The organism is Methylobacterium aquaticum (assembly GCF_001043915.1).
Lineage (GTDB): Bacteria > Pseudomonadota > Alphaproteobacteria > Rhizobiales > Beijerinckiaceae > Methylobacterium > Methylobacterium aquaticum.
Genome location: NZ_LABX01000146.1, coordinates 29,606 through 49,621, shown reverse-complemented (window position 1 = coordinate 49,621; position 20,016 = coordinate 29,606). Strand labels below are relative to the sequence as shown.

Here is a 20,016-nt window from a genome sequence, read left to right as displayed (position 1 = left end):
TGTCCCCGCAACCAACCACACGACAAACCCCGCTCAGGCTCGGCCGGCGGGGTTTGTCGTGTTCAGGCCAGAGAAAGCCGCACGCGCCGGTTCTGCTTGCCCTTCTTCTCGATCGCCGTGACGGTGGCGACGCCGATCTCGCCCGTCCGTGCGACATGGGTGCCACCGCAGGGTTGGAGATCGAGGCCGTCGATCGCCACCAGCCGCACCCGGCCGGTGCCGATCGGCGGCTTCACCGACATCGTCTTCACCAGGCCCGGATTGGCCAACAACGCCTCGTCGCTGATCCAGCGCGTCGTCACGGCGGCATCCTGCGCGATCATCTCCCGCAGTCGCGCCGTCACCGCTTCCTTGTCGAGGCCGGCATCCGGGATGTCGAAGTCGAGCCGGCCCTCACCCTCGCCGATCGCGCCGCCGGTGACCGGGTAGGGGAGGGCCACCGAGAGCAGATGCAGGGCCGTGTGCACCCGCATGCGGGCAAGGCGCAGCGGCCAGTCGAGAACGAGGCGGACGCGCTCGCCGAGGACTGGGAGGGCGGCGTTCGGCGCGATGCGATGCAGGACCGTGTGCTTGTCGGGACCGTAGACGGTGTCGAGGACGGCGATCTCGCTGCCGTCCTCACGCAAGACCGTGCCGCGGTCTCCGGGCTGCCCACCGCCTTGCGCGTAGAACAGCGTCCGGTCGAGGATGAGACCGGCCTCCTCCGCCGCCACGATGCGGGCCTCGGCCTCGCGCAGGTAAGCGTCGTCGCGGAAGAGGAGCTCGGTCGACATGGGCGCCTTCGGGCTGCGATTCGGGGAGCATGACACTGCCCCGCCGCGACGCCGCCGTCGAGATTGAAGGTTGATTAACCATCTCGGTTAGCGAAGCGGCAGGGTTGATCGTGCTTAACCTCGGGTCAGAACGAAGACCGAGCCCGCGATGATCGCCACCCCGACCTTCCCGGACCTGTCGGCACTCGTGGTCGACGAAAGCCTGTATATCCGCCGCATCGTGCGCGACATGCTGATGTGCGTCGGCATCAAGCGCCTGCTCGAAGCGCCGGACGGCGCCGAGGCCCTCGGGGTGCTGGCCGAGAGCAAGCCCGATCTCGTCGTGCTCGACTGGGATCTGGCGATCCTGTCGGGCGAGGAGTTCATCCGCCTCGCCCGCACGCCCGCCACCTCCCCGGCCCCGACCGTCCCGATCATCCTGATGCTGGCCCAGCCGCGCCGCAACGTGGTCGACCGGGCGATCAACCTCGGCGTCAACGAGATCATCGCCAAGCCGTTCTCGCCCAAGACCCTGTGGTCGCGCCTCGACGAGGTGATCAACCGGCCCCGCCCGTTCTCGCAGGTCAAGAGCCTGTTGCGGCCCCAACCCCGCCTTGCGGCCGCGGCCGTGGTCAAGGGCATGCTGTGAGGGACACGCGATCTGGCTCTGACAGTGTCGGATCGCGGTTCGGATTTCATCCGCGAGTCTAAAGTCTTACCGTCGGCGCCGCGATCACGCTTCCGCCAGGCTCGACTTTTGTCCAAGATCCCGTCCGAACCGATCCGGCCCGCGACCGGTCGGACAGGGAGTGAAGCATGCTCAAGCGCCTCGCCGCCGTCGCCGCCACGTTGGTGGCCCTCTCCGGCCCGGCCGCCGCCCAGGACGTCGTGCGTCTCGGCAACCTGAAATTCGCCCATTACGGCGCCATCTCCTACATGAAGGAGATCGCCGCCAAGTATAACCTCAAGATCGACGAGAAGCAGTTCGCCAAGGGCGCCGACATCTATCCGGCGATGGCGGTCGACCAGATCGACATCGCGGCCTCCGGCGCCGACGGCGCGGTGGCGGCGCGCGGCAACGGCGTGAAGCTGCTGGTGGTGGCGGGCTTCGCCAATGGCGGCGTGCGGATCCTCGGCCGGCCGGATCTCGGCGCCAAGACGCTGGCCGACGTGAAGGGCAAGAAGGTCGCGGTGGTGCGCGGCGGCACCCAGGACCTGATGCTGCTGGCCGAGCTGGAGAAGAACGGCCTGACCTGGTCGGAGCGACCGGGCAAGGATGTGCAGCTCGTCTACTTCAACAACTACGCCGACCTGAACCAGGCTCTGGCGCAGAAATACGTCGACGTGATCTGCCAGAGCGAGCCGCAATCGACGCAGGCCATCTCGAACGGCTGGGGCTACGAGATCGTCAAGCCCTACGACACCCCGGTTGGCGTGCCCTACCGCCCGCTCGTCATGACCGAGAAGATGTATACCGAGAAGCCGGAGGTCGCCGCCCGCGTCCTCAAGCTGTTCGTCGAGGCGACCAAGACCTTCATCGAGAAGCCGGACCTCGCCGAGAAGTACGTGCGCGAGCAGGTCTTCAAGGGCCAGCTGAGCAGCAAGGATTTTCGCGACTCGATGGAGAACGCGGACTATACCTACGACATGCCGGCCGGTCACATGCAGATCACGGCTGATCTGATGCATAAATACGGCCTCGGCAAGATGGTCAACCCGCCGAAGAGCGACGCCGAATGGGTCAAGCTCGACCTGCTCGAGAAGGCGAAGGCCGAGTTGGGCGCCAAGAGCGATCCCGCCGAGAGCAATTCCGCCAAGAGCGATCCGAAGACCAACACGAAGACGAACTGAGCCGTCGTGGTGTCCCGCCTCTCCGCCTTCCGCGGCGCGCTGCTGCCGGTCGGGCTCCTGATCCTCTGGGAAATCGCCAGCCGGGCCGGCCTGTTCTCCGCCGTGGTGCTGCCGCCGCCGAGCGCGGTGGCGGCGCGCTGGTTCGCCAGCCTCGTCCCGGCCTTGCCCTACGATCCCGCCAGCCAGAGCTACGCCGCCTGGCTGGTCTCCGGCGAGCTGCCGCATGACGCGGTGGCGAGCCTCGGCCGGGTGATCGCCGGCTTCGCCATCGGCGTCGGCCTGGCGCTGCCGGTCGGCCTGCTGATGGGCACGAGCGACCGGCTCTACGGCCTCGTCAATCCGCTGTTGCAGATCCTGCGGCCGATCCCGCCGATCGCCTATATCCCGCTCGCCATCGTGTGGTTCGGCCTCGGCAACCCGCCGGCCCTGTTCCTGATCGCGCTGGGCACCTTCTTCCCGGTCCTGGTCAACACGGTCGCGGGCGTGCGGCAGGTCGATTCGATCTATATCCGGGCGGCCCGCAACCTGGGCGCCAATTCCTGGACGATGTTCCGGCGGGTGATCCTGCCGGCGGCCAGCCCCTTCGTGCTTGCCGGCATGCGGATCGGCATCGGCACCGCCTTCATCGTGGTGATCGTCGCCGAGATGATCGCGGTCTCGGACGGGCTCGGCTACCGGATCCTCGAGGCGCGCGAATACATGTGGTCGGACAAGATCATCGGCGGCATGCTGACGATCGGTCTCCTCGGCCTCGTCATCGACGGGGCGATGTCGCGCCTCAACGACCATCTGCTGCGCTGGCATCGCGGCCTGGAGCGCTGACCATGACCGCGACCGCAACGCTCCGCAAGACCGAGCCCGCCGCCCGGTCGGCACCGGGCGCCGCCGAGATCACGATCGAGAGCGCCTCGAAGGTGTTCGGCACCGGCGAGGGCGCCGTGGTGGCGCTCGACGGCGTCACCGCGGCGATCCCGGGCGGGCAGTTCGTCTGCCTGCTCGGGCCCTCCGGCTGTGGCAAGTCCACCTTGCTCAACGCGATCGCGGGGTTCTCGCCCCTCACCGCGGGCGAGATCCGCATGAACGGGCACAGGATCGTCGATCCGGGCCCCGACCGCGGCATGGTCTTCCAGGAATACGCGCTGTTTCCCTGGATGACGGTGGAGCAGAACATCCGCTTCGGGCTCGACATCAAGGGCGTGGCGCGGAGCCAAGCCGATACGATCGTCGCCCGCATCGCCCAGAAGCTCGGCCTGTCCGACTTCCTCGGCCGCTTCCCGAAGGATCTGTCGGGCGGCATGCGCCAGCGCGTCGCCATCGCCCGCATCCTGGCCCTCGACCCGCCGGTGATGCTGATGGACGAGCCGTTCGGCGCCCTCGACGCGCTGACCCGGCGCACGCTCCAGGACGAATTGCTGCGGATCTGGGCCGAGGACCGCAAGACCATCGTGTTCGTGACCCACTCGATTGAGGAGGCGATCTACCTCGCCGACCGCATCGTCGTGCTCACCTACCGCCCGGGCCGGATGAAGCGCGACCTGATCGTGCCCCTCGCCCGCCCGCGCGACACCGCTTCGGCCGAGTTCAATGCGCTGAAGCGCGAACTCGCCGGGCTGGTGATGGAAGAGCAGCAGCGCTTCACGCAGGCCGAACGGACCGGATCGGCGGTCGATTGAGGAGCCCCGCCGGCTGTCGATCGTGCGCGATGCGAGAACCCGCGCGCGCATCTTCACGGTGGAGACGGGGCGGGGCGCGGCACGATCACGGCTTTGCGTTCCGCCCGGAGCCACGTAAGCTTCCCATCATGTGATGGACTTGTCGCCCTGCGAGGGTGCGACCGTGAAGGATATCGGCATCGCCGATGAGGGATGAGACGGCCATCTCCGTGCCGGCGCGCGCCGCGGAGTATGCCGAGACAGCGCGTGCGACCGCGCCTCCGCCTCGCGTGGCGGAGGATGACGGACACCGTCGAGCGGAGCGGCGCGCCTATGCGGCGCTCGATCTCGGCACCAACAATTGCCGGCTCCTGATCGCCGAGCCGGCCCCCTACGGGTTCCGGGTGATCGACGCCTTCTCGCGCATCGTGCGCCTCGGCGAGGGCCTGGGCAGCACCGATCGCTTGAGCGAGGACGCCATCGAGCGCACCGTCGACGCGCTCGCGGTCTGCCTCGGAAAAATGCGCTCCCGCGGCGTGGTGCGGGCGAAGTCGATCGCCACCGCGGCGTGCCGGCTCGCGGTGAACGGCCCGGCCTTCGTCGATCGCGTCCACCGGGAGGTCGGACTCGACCTCGAAGTGGTGGACCGGCGCACCGAAGCCTATCTCGCCGTCACCGGCTGCGCGGCGCTCGCCGACCGGCACGCCGAATCGGTGGTGATCTTCGATATCGGCGGCGGCTCGACCGAGATCGTCTGGCTCGACGGCTCCGCCGCGCTCGCCCGCAGCGCCGACCCGACCTTGCGCATCCGCGCCTGGGATTCCCTCCCCGTGGGGGTCGTCACCCTGGCCGAGCGCTATGGCGGGGCCGACGTGACCCGCCCGGTCTTCGAGGGCATGGTCGAGGAGGTCGCCGACCGCCTGACCAAGTTCGCGCTGATCGCCGGGGCTGCGGCGCATGCGCCGAACTTCCACCTGCTCGGAACCTCCGGCACGGTGACGACGCTCGCCGCCACCCACCTGCGCCTGCCGCGCTACGACCGGCGGCGGATCGACGGGTTGTGGATGCGCGACCGCGAGGTGACCGACGCGATCGACGGCCTTCTCGCCACGCGGCTGTCGGACCGGGCGCAGAACCCGTGCATCGGCCGCGACCGGGCCGACCTGGTGCTCGCCGGCTGCGCCATCCTGGAGGCGATCCGCCGCGCCTTCCCGTCCGAGCGCCTGCGCATCGCCGATCGCGGCCTGCGCGAGGGGCTTCTGATGAACATGATGCGCGAGGACGGAGTCTGGCGCCGGGGCGTGCGGCCGGGCTGACGCGGCGTCCATGCTTGTCGGCGCGGTTCCTCGGGAACGGCGGGCGCCTGCTGTGGAGGGGCGGGGTTGCGCCCGCGCGCCCGGGGCGTCATCTGCTGTGCAGAGTTTCTCGATCATCGAAGGTCACGGCATATGAGCGATCGTCGCGGCGGCGGCCTCCGGGGCGACCTGAAGCAGCGGGTCAAGACCGGGCGCGGGCGCACGGTCTCCTCCAAGCTCTGGCTCGAACGCCAGCTCAACGACCCCTACGTGGCCCGCGCCAAGCGCGAAGGCTACCGCTCGCGGGCGGCGTTCAAGCTGATGGAGATCGATGACCGCTTCCGGCTGCTGCGGCCGGGCCAGCGGGTGGTCGATCTCGGGGCGGCGCCGGGCGGCTGGTCGCAGGTCGCCGCCGCCAAGGTCGGCAGCCATCCGGGCGCAGCCATGCCGCGGGGCCGGGTGGTCGGCATCGACCTCCTGGAGATCGAGCCGATGCCCGGCGTCGACTTCGTCACCCTCGATTTCCTCGATCCGACCGCGCCGGGGCTCCTCACCGAGATGCTGGGCGGGCCGGCCGATGTCGTGATGTCCGACATGGCCGCCAACGCCACCGGTCACAAGAAGACCGACCACCTGCGCATCATGGGGCTGGCCGAGACGGCTCTGGCGTTTGCCCGCGAGATCCTGGCGCCGGGCGGGATCTACCTCGCCAAGGTGTTGCAGGGCGGCACCGAGGGCGGCCTGCTCGCCGACCTGAAGCGCGATTTTGCGAACGTGCGCCACGTCAAGCCGGCGGCGAGCCGGGCGGATTCGAGCGAGCTTTACGTGCTGGCGACCGGGTATCGCGGCGCCAAGGCGACGGACGGGCCGTCTCGCGAGGCCGATGACGGTGACGAGGACGACGACGGGGGCTGGCGGCCGTGACGCCGGCGGCGGCAATCGATCGCGCCCGGGCGCTCCTTCTCGCGGAGGGGTTTTCGGAGATCGGGCAGGGGACGCGGGGAGAGAGTTTTTACTTCGGGCTGCCCGGTGGCGAGGGGCAATTGCGGGTGGCGAACCATGCCCGGACGCCGAAGCAGCGGCTCAAGCATCCGGAGGTGGTGGCGAGCCTCGTCGTGACCGGACCGTTGTCGGAGGCGGCGTTGCGGGAACGCCTGGACGCGACCCTGCGGGATTTTCGGGCGCGGCAGGGGCAGCCGACGATGGCGATCAGGCCATCCTGACGCCTGCGAGGCGAATGCGTTGTCTCTCTCCCGTTAAAAGGTGAGGATGTAATTCTTCGCGGATCAACTCGACTCCGTGAGCGGCTGCTTTTCCTGTACGTCGATTGTCCACTTCACGCTTGGATATACGTAGAACAGGCGTTTCCGACATCGGGGATCTCCGGCATCAGGCCCGAGAGAGCCCATCGTAGAGCGTCAGGCGGGCTGCAACTCGACCACCATGGGTCTGCTGTCGGCCGTAACCGACGTTGAAACTAGAGAGGTTGAACGTCCGCTGCCGGCGCTTCCGGACCTACGGGCGGCCGCGGGGTATCGTCGCCTCCACTTCGCCGCCGCGCGAAGTCGATGAAGGCCTTGAATGCAGCGGTCGGGTTGCGTCGGCTCGGATAGTAGAGGCTCAAAGGTGAGAGCGGAGGCGTCCAGTCCTCAAGCACGCGCACGAGGAGGCCTGCCTCGATGTCGTCTCGTACATCGGATTCCATGGCCAGAGCCAAGCCCACGGATGCCAGGACGGCGGTGCGCGCGAGACTTGCCTCGTCGAGAGTTATCGCGCCCTGGACGTCGATATCGATCGACTGTCCATCCTTCTCGAACGGCCAACGGTGGATTGCACCGTTGGGGAGCCGGACGCGGAGGCAGGAATGCTCGGCGAGATCCTGCGGAATCATGGGCGTGCCACGCATTTCCAGGTATCTTGGTGTGGCGACCACGACATTGCGTCGCCTGTCTCCCAAGGGAAGCGCGATCATGTCGGCCGGCACAAGGTCGGCTCTACGGACGCCGAGATCGTATCCGCCCGCGACAATGTCCACCAAGCGACCCTCTGTGACGATGTCGACGTGAACTTGAGGGTATGCGCGTAAGAACGGTATGATGAGTGACGAAAATATCTCCCTTGCCGCGGTCGGAAAGGTGTTGATGCGCAGGGTGCCCGACGGCTTGGACTGTTGAGATCGCGCAGCATCCATCGCATCGTGGATGTTCTGCATGGCAGGTGCGATTTGCGCGACAAATTGCTGGCCAGCCTCGGTGAGTGAGACGCTTCGTGTTGTCCGGTTGAACAGCCGCACGCCGAGTGTGCGCTCCAGCTTCGCGACCGCATTGCTGAGCGCAGTGGTCGAGACGCCGAGTTCCAACGCCGCGGACCGGAATTTTCCCCGGCGGGCGATCACGAGAACGGCTTCCAACTCCGTGAGGCTGCTCTGCACGATTGTCCCGGTTCTCGTGATGGAACGTTCCGGATTGTCCTGATTATCGCACCACCTGTCCATCGTTACTTTGGCTGGCACACGCCCTTGTAACCGCCACGGTCTCCGACCGCGGTCAGTAGGACAAGACAATGTCGCTCGAACTTCCCAATCCAATTGCCGCCTACGTGGCTGCGAACGCTCGCTTCGACGTCGACGCCATGCTCGAACCTTTCGCTGCGGGCGCCATCCTTCATGATAACGGCACTATCTTTCAAGGAAAAGCCGAAATCAGGACTTTGTTTGAAGAGGGAGTGGTCGCCGTGAATGCGATTTTCACGCCGGATGCCGTTCGACACGAGGATGGTCAAGTCGTCGTTGAAGGCCCCGCGCATGGAGACTTCAAGGGCAGTCCGATCCGCTTCACCTATCGCTTCACGCTCGAAAACGACGCCATCGAAGCCCTGGAGATCACGGCGTGACCATCAAGATTGACCCGACCGAGTTTGCGGGCAAGCGCGTGCTCATCAGCGGCGGTACAAAGGGTCTGGGCCGCGCTACCGTCGCACGTTTCCTGGCCGGCGGTGCCCGAGTGATCACGTCGGCGCGCGGAACCCCTGACCCCATCGATGCCGTCGAGTTCGTTCAGGCGGACCTGACAACGGCTGAAGGCGGGGAGGCCCTGGCCAAGGCGGCACTGGAGCGTCTGGGCGGCATCGACATCCTCGCCCACGTGATCGGCGGCTCGACCGCGCCAGGCGGTGGCTTTGTTGCCCTCACGGACGATCACTGGCTTTCCGAACTGAACCTGAACCTCCTGGCCACGGTCCGCCTTGATCGCCTCCTGATCCCGCAGATGATCGAGCGGGGCGCTGGCGCTGTCGTGCATGTCACGTCCATCCAGTCGATCCTGCCTCTCCCCGAAGCGACCACCGCTTACGCCGCCGCCAAGGCCGCGCTGAGGACTTACAGCAAGTCCATCTCCAAAGAAGCGGGGCCGAAGGGTGTACGGGTGAACGTCGTCTCCCCGGGCTGGATCATGACCGACTCGTCCGTCGATCTGCTCCGGCGTCTGCAGGCTGCCAATGGCGGTACGGTCGAGGAGGCACGGCAGGTCGTCCTCGACAGCCTGGGCGGGATTTCGATCGGGCGTGCCGCCGAGCCTCACGAGGTCGCCGACATCATCGCCTACCTGGCCTCGGATCGCGCCGCCTCGATCCACGGCGCTGAGATTGTTATCGACGGCGGCACAATCCCGACCGTCTGATCACAGGCTCGTCCACGCCTGGTCGAGGTGGCACAGCGTGGACGACGGATGCTAGAGCGCTTCACGATCGCGTTGCAATCGCGAAGCTTCTCTATCTGTTTGATTGTGCCGCATTTTCTACGACGAATCGGTATCCACTTCGTCGGAAAATGCTTTAATGTCTCGATCATCTCTCGGGTCAACAATGACCGCCCGCTGCGGGCGTAGACCTGAAATCCGACCGAGAGACACCTTGACCATCCGCGTCTCGCCCCGAATGCGGCGTGATGCGTTTTCCGTGAAAAGCCCCGCTCACCCCGCCCGCTTCGCCGCATCCGCCAGAAACTCCGCCACCGCCTCGACGAAGGGCTGCCCATACGCATCCCGCTTGCGCTCGCCAACGCCGTGCACCGAGCGCAGGGCCCAGAGGTCGACGGGCTTGGCGCGCGCCATCTCGATCAGGGTGCGATCGGGAAAGATCATGTAGGCGGCGACACCCTCCTGGCGGGCCAGCGTCGCGCGCAGGCCCCGCAGGTGCTGGAACAGGGCCTCGTCGGCCTCCGACAGGCCCAAGCTGTCGTCGCGATCGGTGGCGCCGCGGCGACGCTCCTTCGGGGCTTTCGGCTCGGGATCGGGGCGTAAGCGTACCGGCTCGCGGCCGAACAGGATCGCCTCGCCCTTGTCGGTCAGCGAGAGACCGCCATAGCCGTCGCCGTTCTCCGCCACGGCGCCCGCGGCGAAGAGCTGGCGCAGGATCGCCCGCCAGGCCGCCACCGGCTTGTCGGCGCCGACCCCGAAGGTCTTGAGCTGGGCGTGGCCGTTGCGGCGGATCTGCTCGCTCTCCTTGCCGTGGACGAGGTCGCAGATATAGGCCGCGCCGAAGCGCTGGCCGGTGCGGACCACCGCCGAGAGCACCTTCTGGGCCGCCACCGTGCCGTCGATCAGCGAGACGCCGCCGCGGCACAGGTCGCAGCGACCGCACGGCTGGCTCTCTTCGCCGAAATAGCCGAGCAGCGACTGGCGCCGGCAGGTCGCGCCCTCGCAGAGCGCGATCATCGCCTCGAGCTTGCGCCGCTCGACCCGGCGGCGGTCGTCCGGCACCTCCTTCTCGTCGATCTGGCGCCGGCGCAGCGCCATGTCGTCGAGGCCGTAGAGGGTGAGCGTGTCGGCCGGCAGCCCGTCGCGACCGGCCCGCCCGATCTCCTGATAGTAGCTCTCGATCGTCGAGGGCATGTCGGCGTGGCAGACATAGCGCACGTCCGGCTTGTTGATGCCCATGCCGAAGGCGATGGTCGCCACCACGACCACCCCGTCCTCCTGCAGGAAGGTGTCCTGGTTGCGCATCCGCACGGTCTGTTCCAGGCCGGCATGGTAGGCGAGCGCGTTGAAGCCGTCCTGTTGCAGGATCTCGGCGATCTGTTCGGTGCGTTTTCGCGAGGAGCAGTAGATGATGCCGCTCTCGGCCTTGCGCGGGCGCAGGAAACGCGAGAGCTGGCGCGTCGGGTGCTCCTTCGGCGCGAAGGTCAGGCGGATGTTGGGCCGGTCGAAGGAATGGACGAAGAGTTCGGGTTTGCGCCCGCGGGGAAACAGCCGCTCGGAGATGTCGGCCCGGGTCGCGGCATCGGCGGTGGCGGTGAGCGCCACGGTCTGTACGTCGCCGAGCGCCTCGCGGGCCCGCGCCAGGTCGCGGTATTCGGGCCGGAAGTCGTGGCCCCATTGCGAGACGCAATGCGCCTCGTCGACGGCGAGCCGCCGCACCCTGGCCCCTTGCAGCGCCTCGATCAGCCCCTCCATCAGGAGCCGCTCGGGCGAGACGAAGAGCAGGCGCAAGCTCCCCTGGCGGATGCCGCGCCAGGTCTCGCGGGCGCTCGATTCCGATACGGTGGAATTGAGCGTGCCGGCGGCGACGCCGAAAGCCTCCATCTGCTTCACCTGGTCGTGCATCAGCGCGATCAGCGGCGACACGACCACGGTCAGCGACTGCTCCACCAGGGCCGGAAGCTGGTAGGTCATCGACTTGCCCGAGCCCGTCGGCATCACCGCGAAGACGTCGCGCCCGTCGAGCACGGCGCCGATCACCTCGGCCTGGCCGGGACGGAAATCCTCGTAGCCGAAGGTCTTTCGAAGGGCGGCGCGGGCCTCGTCGAGGCGGTCTGTCATGGGGTTCGATCGCTCTGCGCGGCCTTGCGACGGAGCGCGAGGCGTGTAGACATATTGGCGACGGTGTCTACACAGGATCGCGTCCCATGTCGCTCAACATCCGCAGCCAGGAGGTGAATCAGCTGGCTGACAAATTGGCGACGATGGCCGGCGTGAGCAAGACGGAAGCGGTCCGCATGGCGCTGGCTGCCGAGATCGCCCGCCGCGAGGAATCCGTCCCGCTCGTCGAGCGCATCAAGCCGATTCAGGACTACATCGCGTCGTTCCCGCGCACCGGGCTGAAGGCGGACAAGGCCTTCTTCGACGACCTGAACGGCGAACCGTGATGTTCGTCGATGCCTCGGCGATCGTCGCGATCCTGCTCAAGGAGACCGGGGCGACCGATCTGACCAACCAGATCGACGCGGCGTCGGATCCGGTCACCTCGACCCTTGCGGTCTTCGAGGCGGTGACGGCGATCAGCCGCGAGGCCGGCCTGTCCGTCGAGGATGCCGAGCGGCAGGTGAGGGGGTTCATGACGATCAGCCGCATCGTGCTCGTGCCCGTCGCGGAGGCCGAGGTCAACGGTGCCCTGGTGGCTTACGCTCGCTATGGCAAGGGGCGTGGACATCCCGCGCGGCTCAATCTCGGCGACTGCTTCTCCTATGCCTGCGCGGCCGTCCGCGGCCTGCCGCTGCTGTTCGTCGGCAACGATTTCAGCCGCACGACGCTGCCACCGACCATCTGAGGCTGTTCAGGCGCGGATGCTTCCCTCCGCCACCTGCACCACATCCGCCCGCCCGCCCAATTCCCCGAACAGCACTGGATCGGCCCCGGTCATCCAGACCTGTCCCGGCAGGGCCTCCAGCGCATCGAACAGGCCGGCGCGGCGGCGCGGATCGAGATGGGCCGCGACCTCGTCGAGGAGGACCAGGGGTGCAAGCCCGCTCATTCCGGTGACGAGGCGGGCATGGGCCAGGACCAGCCCGATCAGCAGGGCCTTCTGCTCGCCGGTCGAGGCGGTGGCGGCGGGCACGTCCTTGGGTCCGTGGCGCACCACGAGGTCCGAAGCCTGGGGGCCGGCGAGCGTCCGGCCGGCGGCGCGGTCGCGAAACCGGTTCTGGCGCAGGGTGGCGCGGTAGCGGTCCTCGGCATCGACCGCGGGCCAGACCGCCACCAGGTCGTCGATGTCGCCCTCCAGCCGCACCCCGGCCCAGGGGAAGGGCGACGCCGCGTCGCGGGTCGCCAGGATCAGGCTGTCGAGGCGTTCGACGGTCTCGCGCCGGGCCAGCGCCACCGCGACGGCGAGTTCGGCCACCTCGCGCTCGACGGCGTCGAGCCAGGGCCCGTCATCGGGCCGTTCCTCCAGCAGGCGGTTGCGCGAGCGCAAAGCCCGCTCCATCGCGTTGACCCGGGCGCCGTGCCCGGCATCGACCGCCAGCACCAGCCGATCGAGGAAGCGGCGCCGGTCGCCGGCCGGGCCGCGGAACAGGGCGTCGAGATCGGGGGTGAGCCAGACCACCCGCACCTGCTCGGCGAACGCGGTGGGGGAGGGCGCGGTGGCGCCGTCGATGCGGCAGAGCCGGCCGCCGCGCTCGTCGCGGCTCCGGGGAGGCTCCCAGGCCGTGCCGATGCGGTGGTCACCGCTCGGACCCTCCAGGCTCAGCGACACCGCGAAGCCGCCGGCCCCGCCTTCGCGCGCCATCACCGAGAAGTCGGCCCGGCGCAAGCCCCGCCCCGGGGCGAACAGCGACAGGGCCTCCAGAATGTTGGTCTTGCCGGCCCCGTTCTCCCCCACCAGCGCGACGAAGCGGCGCCCGACCGCGAGGTCGAGATCGGCGTGGTTGCGGAAGTCGCGGGCGATCAGCCGGGTGACGCGCAAGGGATCGGGATTCGTCATCCGAGCCTTGTGGCCCGGGCGCCGGATTCAGGCCAGTCCGCGAACGGGGATACCCCCGCCCTCACACCCGCATCGGCATCAGCACGTACAGCGCCGGCGCGCCCTCGCGGTCCTGGATCACCGTCGGGGAGCCCGGATCGGCGAGGCGGAACAGGGCGGTGTCGCCGTCGAGCTGCGCCGTGATATCGAGGAGATAGCGGGCGTTGAAGCCGATATCGAGGGGGCCGGATTCGTAATCGACGTCGAGTTCCTCGGTCGCCGAGCCCGAATCCGGGTTGTTGACCGAGAGCGACAGGCGCCCGTCGGTCATGGCGAGCTTCACGGCCCGGCCGCGCTCGGACGAGATGGTCGAGACGCGGTCGACCGCCTTGGCGAACTGGTCGCGCTCCACCGTCAGGCGCTTGTCGTTGCCGGTCGGGATGACGCGCTGGTAGTCCGGGAAGGTGCCGTCGATCAGCTTCGAGATCAGGGTGACGCCCGACGAGAAGCTGAACCGCACCTTGGCCGAGGAAATCTCGACCCCGACGGTCTCGCCGCCATCCTCGACGAGCTTCTGGATCTCGGCCACGGCCTTGCGCGGGACGATGATGCCCGGCATGCCGGCGCTGCCCTCCGGCGCCTCCATCTGGACGCGGGCGAGGCGGTGGCCGTCCGTGGCGACGGCGCGCAGCTTCAGCGAGCCGTCCGCCTCGATGGTGTGGAAGAAGATGCCGTTGAGGTAGTAGCGCGTCTCCTCGGTCGAGATCGCGAACTGGGTCTTGTCGATCAGGCGCTTGAGATCGGCGGCCGGCAGCGCGAAGCGGTGCGGCAGCTCGCCGGCGGCGAGATCGGGAAAATCGGCCTCCGGCAGGGCGCCGAGGGTGAAGCGCGAGCGGCCCGAGCGGATCAGCATCTGGCCGGTCTCGCCGCTGGTCTCGAGGGAGACCTGGGCGCCGTCCGGCAGCTTGCGGACGATGTCGTAGATGACGTGGGCCGGCACCGTGATGGCGCCGCCATCGACCACGTCGGCGGGAATCGTCTCGGTCACCTCGATGTCGAGGTCGGTGGCCTTGAGCTGGAGGCCGTCCGGCCCTGAGCGCAGCAGCACGTTCGACAGGATCGGGATCGTGTTGCGCCGCTCGACGACGCGGTGCACGTGGCCGAGCGACCGAAGGAGGGCCGCGCGCTCGACGGTGACTTTCATCAGGGTGATCCGTGTCTCTTAACGACCGACCGAGCGAGGCCGGCAAAAGCAACCGTTGACCCGTGCAGGCACGGGAGCGGAACTTTGGCGAAGGCGCACCCCGAAGGCAAGCCGGCGGCGGAGGGCGCCGCCGCGCGCCCTCCGCCGCCTGTGCAGGATTCCGGGGAGAAGCCCCCAGGGGATCGGTCCTCCGGGGGGATCAGTCTTCCGGGGGATCAGTCCTGGAGCATCCGCTTCAGCAGCTCGACCTCGTCGCAGAGCGCCGTGTCCTCGCCGATCGCCTTCTCGATCTTGCGCACCGCGTGCAGGACCGTGGTGTGGTCGCGCCCGCCGAAGCGCCGGCCGATCTCCGGCAGGGAGCGGAGCGTCAGCACCTTCGAGAGGTACATGGCGATCTGGCGCGGCTTGACCACCGCGGCGGTGCGGCGCTCGGACAGGATGTCGGAGCGCGAGACGTTGTAGCGGCTCGCCACCAGCTTCTGGATGTCCTCGATCTTGACCCGCTTCGGCTCGCGGTTCTTCACGAGGTCGCGGATCGCCGTCTCGGCGGTGTCGAGGGTGACGGGGGCGCCGGTGAGCGTGGCGTGGGCCAGCAGCCGGTTGACCGCGCCTTCGAGGTCGCGGCCGTTGGCGGTGATCGCCTTGGCGACATATTCGGCCACCGCCGGGCCGACCTCGAAGGTCGGATGCGACGCCCGCACCGCCTCGAGGCGCGATTGCAGGATCGAGGCGCGCAGGCCCTCGTCCAGGGTGCCGATCTCGACCACGAGACCGCCGGCGAGGCGCGAGCGCACCCGCTCGTCGAGGGATTCGAGTTCGGTCGGCGGCCGGTCGGCCGCCACCACCACCTGGCGCCCGGCATCGATGAGCGCGTTCAGGGTGTGGCCGAACTCGGCCTGGATCGAGCGGCCCTGGATGAACTGCACGTCGTCGAGGATCAGGACGTCGATCGCCCGCAGTTTCTCCTTGAAGGCCAGCGCGCTCTGGGTCTTCAGGGCGTTGACGAAGCCGTACATGAAGCGGTCGGCGGTGAGGTAGATCACCCGACGCCCGGCATTCTTCACCGCATGGCCGATGCCGTGGAGGAGGTGGGTTTTGCCCAAACCCACGCCGGCATGGAAGTAGAGCGGGTTGTAGAGGGCCGGCCCGCCATCGTGCCGGGCAACCCGCTCGGCGGCGGCATGCGCCAGCGCGTTCGAGCGGCCGACGACGAAGCTCTCGAAGGTCAGGCGCGCATCGAGCGGGGCACCGCCGAGTTCACCGTCGGGGACGGGCCCGCGGGGCGCGCGCTCGGGCTCGGGCATCTCCACGACCGGGCTCGCGGCGGGGCGCGGGCTCGGGGCCGGCTTCGTCAGCGTGGCGGCGCCCGGCCTGGCCGGCGCCATGGCACCGCGGACCCCGACCTCCAGGCTCTCGATGCCGTCGGCCTCGCTGCGAAAGGTAGCCAGCACCCGGTCGAGATAATGCGACTCGATCCAGCTCTTGAGGAACCGGGTCGGCACCGTCAGGCGTGCGACGCCGCCAGAGACCTCTTGCAGCTCCAGCCGGGCGAACCAGCTCGCGAACACGTCCTCGCCAAGCTCCGCCCGGAGGCGGCGCTTCACCCGCTGCCAGGCTCCCGTGATTTCTGCCGCCGCGATCTCGCCGCTGCTGCGACCGTCGTCGCCGGTGCCGCCACGGCCGGAGCCGACTCCTTCCGCCAAGCTGCCGTCCACACGCATGACTGGTCCCTTCTCGGCCCGGTGGCGGCTGCCCGCTCCCAGTCCGTACGCAGATACGCTTGCCGTCCCATCCCCGGACGAGGGGCGAGGGCGACCGGGTCGCAGGCTCGGGAAGTCAACTCCCTCCCGGTCTTTGTCCCCTTGGTTCATCCCGTTCTATCAACAACTGGTCTCGTTTCTCTTAAAGGCCCACGGCTCCAAATCCGCGAGGCGCCACCGAGGGTTGGCGGCACGACGCAGCCGTCCCGCGGGCACTTGCGCCGCGAAAGGGAGCCAGTCGGTCGATCGAGAGCGGGACGAGACCCGCGCGAGCGGCGGGCATGAGGAAAACTAGGCTGTCCGGGGGAAGCTTCGCAACAGGAACGATCGGCGGCAGGGTAAATGGACCGTTACACCCCGATATCGCCCACGCCCGGTCCACAGCCTGTCCGGCGGCAACAGTCTGGAATCGTGACCGATTCGTGGAAGTGCGCGTGCAGCCTTCGGAAGACCCGTGCTGGCTCAACGGCTTGTCGAGAGCGGGGAGGGCGCCGGGGACAGGCCGGTGGAAACCGCCGCCGTGTCTTCCGTGCACTTGACAGGCGCCTCCGCCGTTCCAGCCCAGGGGATCACCGTCAGCTCGGGCCAGGCTGTCCGCATCCGCTCGGTCTTGGCGGCGTAGGCCGGCCCATTGGCGATGGCGGGGTTGGAGCGCAGGACCATCCCGAACAGGTCCGCGAGGCCGAACGGCGCGGCGATCGAGAGCGTGTCGTCCGGTTCGAGCCGGACCCCGACCGCGTGGACCACGGCCGCGTAGCGCGACAAGGCCGCGTCGGCGCTCGGAAGGGGAGGGGGCGCCGAAGCGGCGCTCGAACCAGAGATGGACCCGGGCCTGGTTGCGGATCTCGACCGGGCCGACGCAGCCCGCGAGCACGGGGGCGGCCCGGCGCAGCACCGCGTCCTCGGCCTCCCAGGACGGGTCGGCGTCGTCGAAGCAGATCAGGTCGTAGTCGCGGATGCCATGCCCGCGCGGCCGTTCGGTCAGGGTGTTCCAGACTGTCTGATCGAGGCAGTCGGCGACGAGGCGCCATGGCTCAACGTCAAAGTCCGCTTTCTGCACGCAGCGGCCATTCACACGGTCAAGCTGGTTGGCTTTTGACCTAAGGGTCGTGGGTTGTGCCAGCCGCGCTTCGGTGCGATAGCCCGCACGAGGGTGCGCGGTCCGTCGGTCGGACCGGCAGGACGAGCGCTGGTCGGGCCGCCAGCGCCGGAGACCCGTACCCGTGCCATCCTCCTCGCATGCCGTTCCGCGGCCTCGCCGCCGTCCCCTGTCGGCCCTGCGCGACATGCTCGTCAGCGAGGCCGGCGGCGGGCTCGTCCTGATGGCGAGCGCGGCGCTCGCGCTCGTGGTGGCGAACTCCCCGCTGGCGGACACCTATTTTTCCGCGCTCAAAGCCTATCTCGGTCCGCTCTCGGTGCTGCACTGGATCAACGACGCGCTGATGGCGGTGTTCTTCCTGCTCGTCGGACTGGAGATCAAGCGGGAGGTGCTCGACGGGCGCCTGCGCACCTGGCCCGACCGAGTGCTGCCGGGATTGGCCGCTCTGGGCGGGATGGCCGCCCCGGCCTTTGTCTACGTCGCCGTGAACTGGTCTTCGCCCGAGACGCTGCGGGGCTGGGCGATCCCGGCGGCCACCGACATCGCCTTCGCGCTCGGCGTTTTGGCGCTCCTGGGATCGCGGGTCCCGGTCTCGCTCAAGGTGTTCCTGACGGCGCTCGCCATCATCGACGATCTCGGCGCGGTGCTGATCATCGCGGTATTCTACACCGCCGACCTGTCGCTCCCGATGCTGGGCGGGGCCGCGGTGACGTTCGCGGTGCTGTACGGGCTGAACAAGGCCGGCGTGGCCAGGCTCTGGCCCTACCTGCTGCTCGGTGTCGTGCTCTGGGTCTTCGTGCTGAAATCGGGTGTGCACGCGACGGTGGCCGGGGTGCTGCTCGCCATGACGATCCCGTTGAGACTGAGCGTGGGCAAGCCGGACGACCCCACCTCGCCGCTGCACATCCTCGAACACGCGATCCATCCCTGGTCGGCCTACCTGATCCTGCCGGTCTTCGGTTTCGCCAACGCGGGCGTGTCGCTCGTCGGGCTCACCCCGCACATGCTGCTCGACCCGGTGACGCTCGGGGTGGCGCTCGGCCTGTTCGTCGGCAAGCAGGTTGGCGTGTTCGGCCTCGTGCTGGCCGCGGTGCGGCTCGGGCTGGCGCAGCGTCCGGCCCATGCGACATGGGCGCAGGTCTACGGGGTCTCCCTGCTGTGCGGGGTCGGTTTCACCATGAGCCTGTTCATTGGGCTGCTCGCCTTCGCGGACGCGCCGGCCCTGGAGGCCGAGGTCAAGATCGGCGTTCTCGTCGGCTCGGTCGCCTGCATGCTCGCCGGGGCGCTCGTCCTCCTGGTCGCCGCCCCGCGGGACCATCGTGCGCGGCGGGCGCTTGCCTGAGCCGGGACGCCGCGAGACCGGTCCGGGGGCCCGGGGGACGCCTGCGCCAAGGTGACAAGGAGAAGGGTAGCCGGTGAGAGCGAGGATACGGGCCTGGATCGAGTTCCTGGGCGACCAGTTCTGGCTGCGGCCGGCGCTGGTCGTGCTCGCCTGCATCGGCCTGGCGCAGGCGGCGATCTGGCTGGAGACCGCCCGCGTCGCCGGCTACGACCCGTCCTCCCCGGACGCCAGCTGGGGCTGGGCCGGCGGTGCCGAGGGGGCCCGGGCCCTTCTCAGCGCGGTGGCGTCGTCCACCATCGGCGTGGCGGGCACCACCTTCTCCATCACCATCGCGGCGCTGACCTTGGCGTCGAACCAGATGGGGCCGCGGCTCCTGCGCAACTTCGTGCGCGACGCCCGCAACCAGCTCGTGCTCGGCGCCTTCCTCGGCACCTTCGCCTACGCGCTGATGGTGCTGCGCACGGTACGCACCGTCCAGGAGGAGACCTTCGTCCCGCACCTCGCCATCTCGGGCGCCGTGCTGCTGGCGCTGGTCTGCCTCGGAACGCTGGTCTGGTTCGTCCACCACGTCGCCACCAGCATCAACGTCGAGACGGTGGTCGACGCCGTCCACCGTGACCTCTGCAAGGCGGTCGAGGCGCGGACCCGCGACCAGGCCGATATCCAGCCGCCGGCGGAGGCACCGCGCGGCACCCCGGTCGCGCCGGCGGATGGCGGATACCTGCAAGCTGTCGATACGGAGGGCCTCGCCGACTGGGCGCACGAGCACCGCGTCGTCCTCGCCCTGAGGGTGAGGCCGGGCGACTTCGTGCCGAAGGGATTCCCGGTCGTCGTTCCGTCCGCGGGCGTCGAGGGCACCGCCGAGGCGGTGGCCCGCTCGCTCACCTTCGGGCGCCGCCCGGCGGCGCTGCAGGATCTGGAATACTCGGTGCGGCAGCTCGTCGAGATCGCGGTGCGGGCGCTGTCGCCCGGCATCAACGACCCGATGACGGCGGGGAGCGTGCTCGACCATCTGGGGGACGCCCTGTGCCGGATCGCCCCACGCCACCTGCCCACGGGCGCCGTCGCGCGCGAGGGCCGCGTCGTGCTCGTCCATCCGGTGACGGATTACGACGGTTTGTGCGATGCGATGTTCCACATGATCCGCCAGAACGCCGGCGGGTCGGTGCATGTGCTCGCCCGGATGCTCGACGTGCTGGCCCGCGTCGCGGAGGTCGAGCGGCTGACCTCGCGCCTGGCGGAACTCGGACGCCACGCCGACCTCGTGCTCGCCGCCGCGCGGCGGGACATCGCCGATCCGAGCGACCTCTCCGATCTGGAGGAGCGGCATGCCCGTTTCGTCCGGGTGCGCAGGGGGGGCGCCCCGGGCTGATCCGCGCGACAACGA

At 68.9% G+C, this 20,016-nt stretch carries 20 protein-coding genes and 1 pseudogene; 13 read left to right on the top strand and 8 right to left on the bottom strand.

Going from position 1 to position 20,016, the window contains the following annotated elements; all coding sequences use genetic code 11:
• Positions 1-62 precede the first annotated feature (62 nt).
• Positions 63-773, bottom strand: coding sequence for an alanyl-tRNA editing protein (locus VP06_RS18925; protein WP_048465338.1), 711 nt, complete (start codon positions 771-773; stop codon positions 63-65).
• A gap of 148 nt (positions 774-921) precedes the next feature.
• On the opposite strand from VP06_RS18925, the gene VP06_RS18920 reads away from it, so the two are divergent.
• The 7 genes from VP06_RS18920 (at position 922) to VP06_RS18890 (ending at position 6,773) form a co-directional block, all read left to right on the top strand.
• Positions 922-1,401: a response regulator gene (locus tag VP06_RS18920; protein WP_048465337.1), complete on the top strand. Its 480-nt coding sequence runs from the start codon at positions 922-924 to the stop codon at positions 1,399-1,401.
• 167 nt (positions 1,402-1,568) lie between these two features.
• A complete protein-coding gene (locus VP06_RS18915; RefSeq protein ID WP_048465336.1) occupies positions 1,569-2,603 on the top strand; it encodes an ABC transporter substrate-binding protein in 1,035 nt (344 codons plus the stop codon).
• 6 nt (positions 2,604-2,609) lie between these two features.
• Entirely contained in the window at positions 2,610-3,425 is an 816-nt protein-coding gene (locus tag VP06_RS18910) for an ABC transporter permease (RefSeq protein ID WP_048465335.1), read from the top strand.
• Between the two features lie 2 nt (positions 3,426-3,427).
• Positions 3,428-4,276, top strand: coding sequence for an ABC transporter ATP-binding protein (locus VP06_RS18905; RefSeq protein ID WP_048465334.1), 849 nt, complete (start codon positions 3,428-3,430; stop codon positions 4,274-4,276).
• 185 nt (positions 4,277-4,461) lie between these two features.
• The gene (locus VP06_RS18900) at positions 4,462-5,571 is read left to right on the top strand and encodes a Ppx/GppA phosphatase family protein (RefSeq protein WP_048465333.1); all 1,110 of its coding nucleotides are present in this window, start codon (positions 4,462-4,464) and stop codon (positions 5,569-5,571) included.
• 132 nt (positions 5,572-5,703) lie between these two features.
• Positions 5,704-6,474 (top strand): RlmE family RNA methyltransferase, encoded by a 771-nt coding sequence (locus VP06_RS18895; RefSeq protein WP_048465332.1) that lies wholly within the window; start codon positions 5,704-5,706, stop codon positions 6,472-6,474.
• Entirely contained in the window at positions 6,471-6,773 is a 303-nt protein-coding gene (locus VP06_RS18890; RefSeq protein WP_245291233.1) for a hypothetical protein, read from the top strand. The genes VP06_RS18895 and VP06_RS18890 overlap by 4 nt, the downstream gene beginning before the upstream one ends.
• Before the next feature lie 254 nt (positions 6,774-7,027).
• Here the strand turns inward: VP06_RS18890 and VP06_RS18885 are convergent, their stop codons facing one another.
• On the bottom strand, positions 7,028-8,044 hold the full coding sequence (locus VP06_RS18885; protein ID WP_156295678.1) for a LysR family transcriptional regulator: 1,017 nt from the start codon (positions 8,042-8,044) through the stop codon (positions 7,028-7,030).
• Between the two features lie 68 nt (positions 8,045-8,112).
• Here VP06_RS18885 and VP06_RS18880 point away from each other — a divergent pair, with 68 nt between their 5' ends.
• Together VP06_RS18880 and VP06_RS18875 are read left to right on the top strand one after the other, a co-directional pair.
• On the top strand, positions 8,113-8,442 hold the full coding sequence (locus VP06_RS18880) for a nuclear transport factor 2 family protein (protein WP_048465330.1): 330 nt from the start codon (positions 8,113-8,115) through the stop codon (positions 8,440-8,442).
• Positions 8,439-9,227, top strand: coding sequence for an SDR family oxidoreductase (locus VP06_RS18875; RefSeq protein ID WP_048465329.1), 789 nt, complete (start codon positions 8,439-8,441; stop codon positions 9,225-9,227). Before VP06_RS18880 ends, VP06_RS18875 begins: the two co-directional genes overlap by 4 nt.
• A 291-nt stretch (positions 9,228-9,518) precedes the next feature.
• Here VP06_RS18875 and recQ read toward each other — a convergent pair whose 3' ends face one another.
• On the bottom strand, positions 9,519-11,366 hold the full coding sequence (gene recQ, locus VP06_RS18870; RefSeq protein WP_048465328.1) for a DNA helicase RecQ: 1,848 nt from the start codon (positions 11,364-11,366) through the stop codon (positions 9,519-9,521).
• Positions 11,367-11,452: 86 nt separating this feature from the next.
• Here recQ and VP06_RS18865 point away from each other — a divergent pair, with 86 nt between their 5' ends.
• Together VP06_RS18865 and VP06_RS18860 are read left to right on the top strand one after the other, a co-directional pair.
• Positions 11,453-11,692 carry a type II toxin-antitoxin system VapB family antitoxin gene (locus tag VP06_RS18865; RefSeq protein ID WP_048465327.1) on the top strand — a complete coding sequence of 80 codons (240 nt, stop codon included), beginning with the start codon at positions 11,453-11,455 and terminating at the stop codon, positions 11,690-11,692.
• On the top strand, positions 11,692-12,093 hold the full coding sequence (locus VP06_RS18860; protein ID WP_048465326.1) for a type II toxin-antitoxin system VapC family toxin: 402 nt from the start codon (positions 11,692-11,694) through the stop codon (positions 12,091-12,093). Before VP06_RS18865 ends, VP06_RS18860 begins: the two co-directional genes overlap by 1 nt.
• 6 nt (positions 12,094-12,099) lie before the next feature.
• On the opposite strand, the gene recF is transcribed toward VP06_RS18860, so the two are convergent.
• From recF to VP06_RS39035, 5 genes and pseudogenes are all read right to left on the bottom strand, one after another.
• The gene (gene recF / locus VP06_RS18855; protein WP_048465325.1) at positions 12,100-13,245 is read right to left on the bottom strand and encodes a DNA replication/repair protein RecF; all 1,146 of its coding nucleotides are present in this window, start codon (positions 13,243-13,245) and stop codon (positions 12,100-12,102) included.
• A 61-nt stretch (positions 13,246-13,306) separates the two neighbouring features.
• The gene (gene dnaN / locus VP06_RS18850) at positions 13,307-14,428 is read right to left on the bottom strand and encodes a DNA polymerase III subunit beta (protein ID WP_048465324.1); all 1,122 of its coding nucleotides are present in this window, start codon (positions 14,426-14,428) and stop codon (positions 13,307-13,309) included.
• Between the two features lie 215 nt (positions 14,429-14,643).
• Positions 14,644-16,149 carry a chromosomal replication initiator protein DnaA gene (gene dnaA, locus VP06_RS18845; protein WP_048465323.1) on the bottom strand — a complete coding sequence of 502 codons (1,506 nt, stop codon included), beginning with the start codon at positions 16,147-16,149 and terminating at the stop codon, positions 14,644-14,646.
• Between the two features lie 501 nt (positions 16,150-16,650).
• Entirely contained in the window at positions 16,651-17,010 is a 360-nt protein-coding gene (locus VP06_RS38635) for a nucleotidyltransferase family protein (RefSeq protein ID WP_280950227.1), read from the bottom strand.
• Positions 17,011-17,053: 43 nt separating this feature from the next.
• Positions 17,054-17,476: pseudogene (locus tag VP06_RS39035) on the bottom strand (nucleotidyltransferase family protein); the annotation flags it as partial.
• Here VP06_RS39035 and nhaA point away from each other — a divergent pair.
• Positions 17,412-18,629 (top strand): Na+/H+ antiporter NhaA, encoded by a 1,218-nt coding sequence (gene nhaA / locus VP06_RS18835; RefSeq protein WP_048465322.1) that lies wholly within the window; start codon positions 17,412-17,414, stop codon positions 18,627-18,629. The pseudogene VP06_RS39035 and the gene nhaA sit on opposite strands and share 65 nt — an antisense overlap.
• A 73-nt stretch (positions 18,630-18,702) precedes the next feature.
• Positions 18,703-20,001 carry a DUF2254 domain-containing protein gene (locus tag VP06_RS18830; protein WP_048465321.1) on the top strand — a complete coding sequence of 433 codons (1,299 nt, stop codon included), beginning with the start codon at positions 18,703-18,705 and terminating at the stop codon, positions 19,999-20,001.
• Positions 20,002-20,016: the final 15 nt, after the last annotated feature.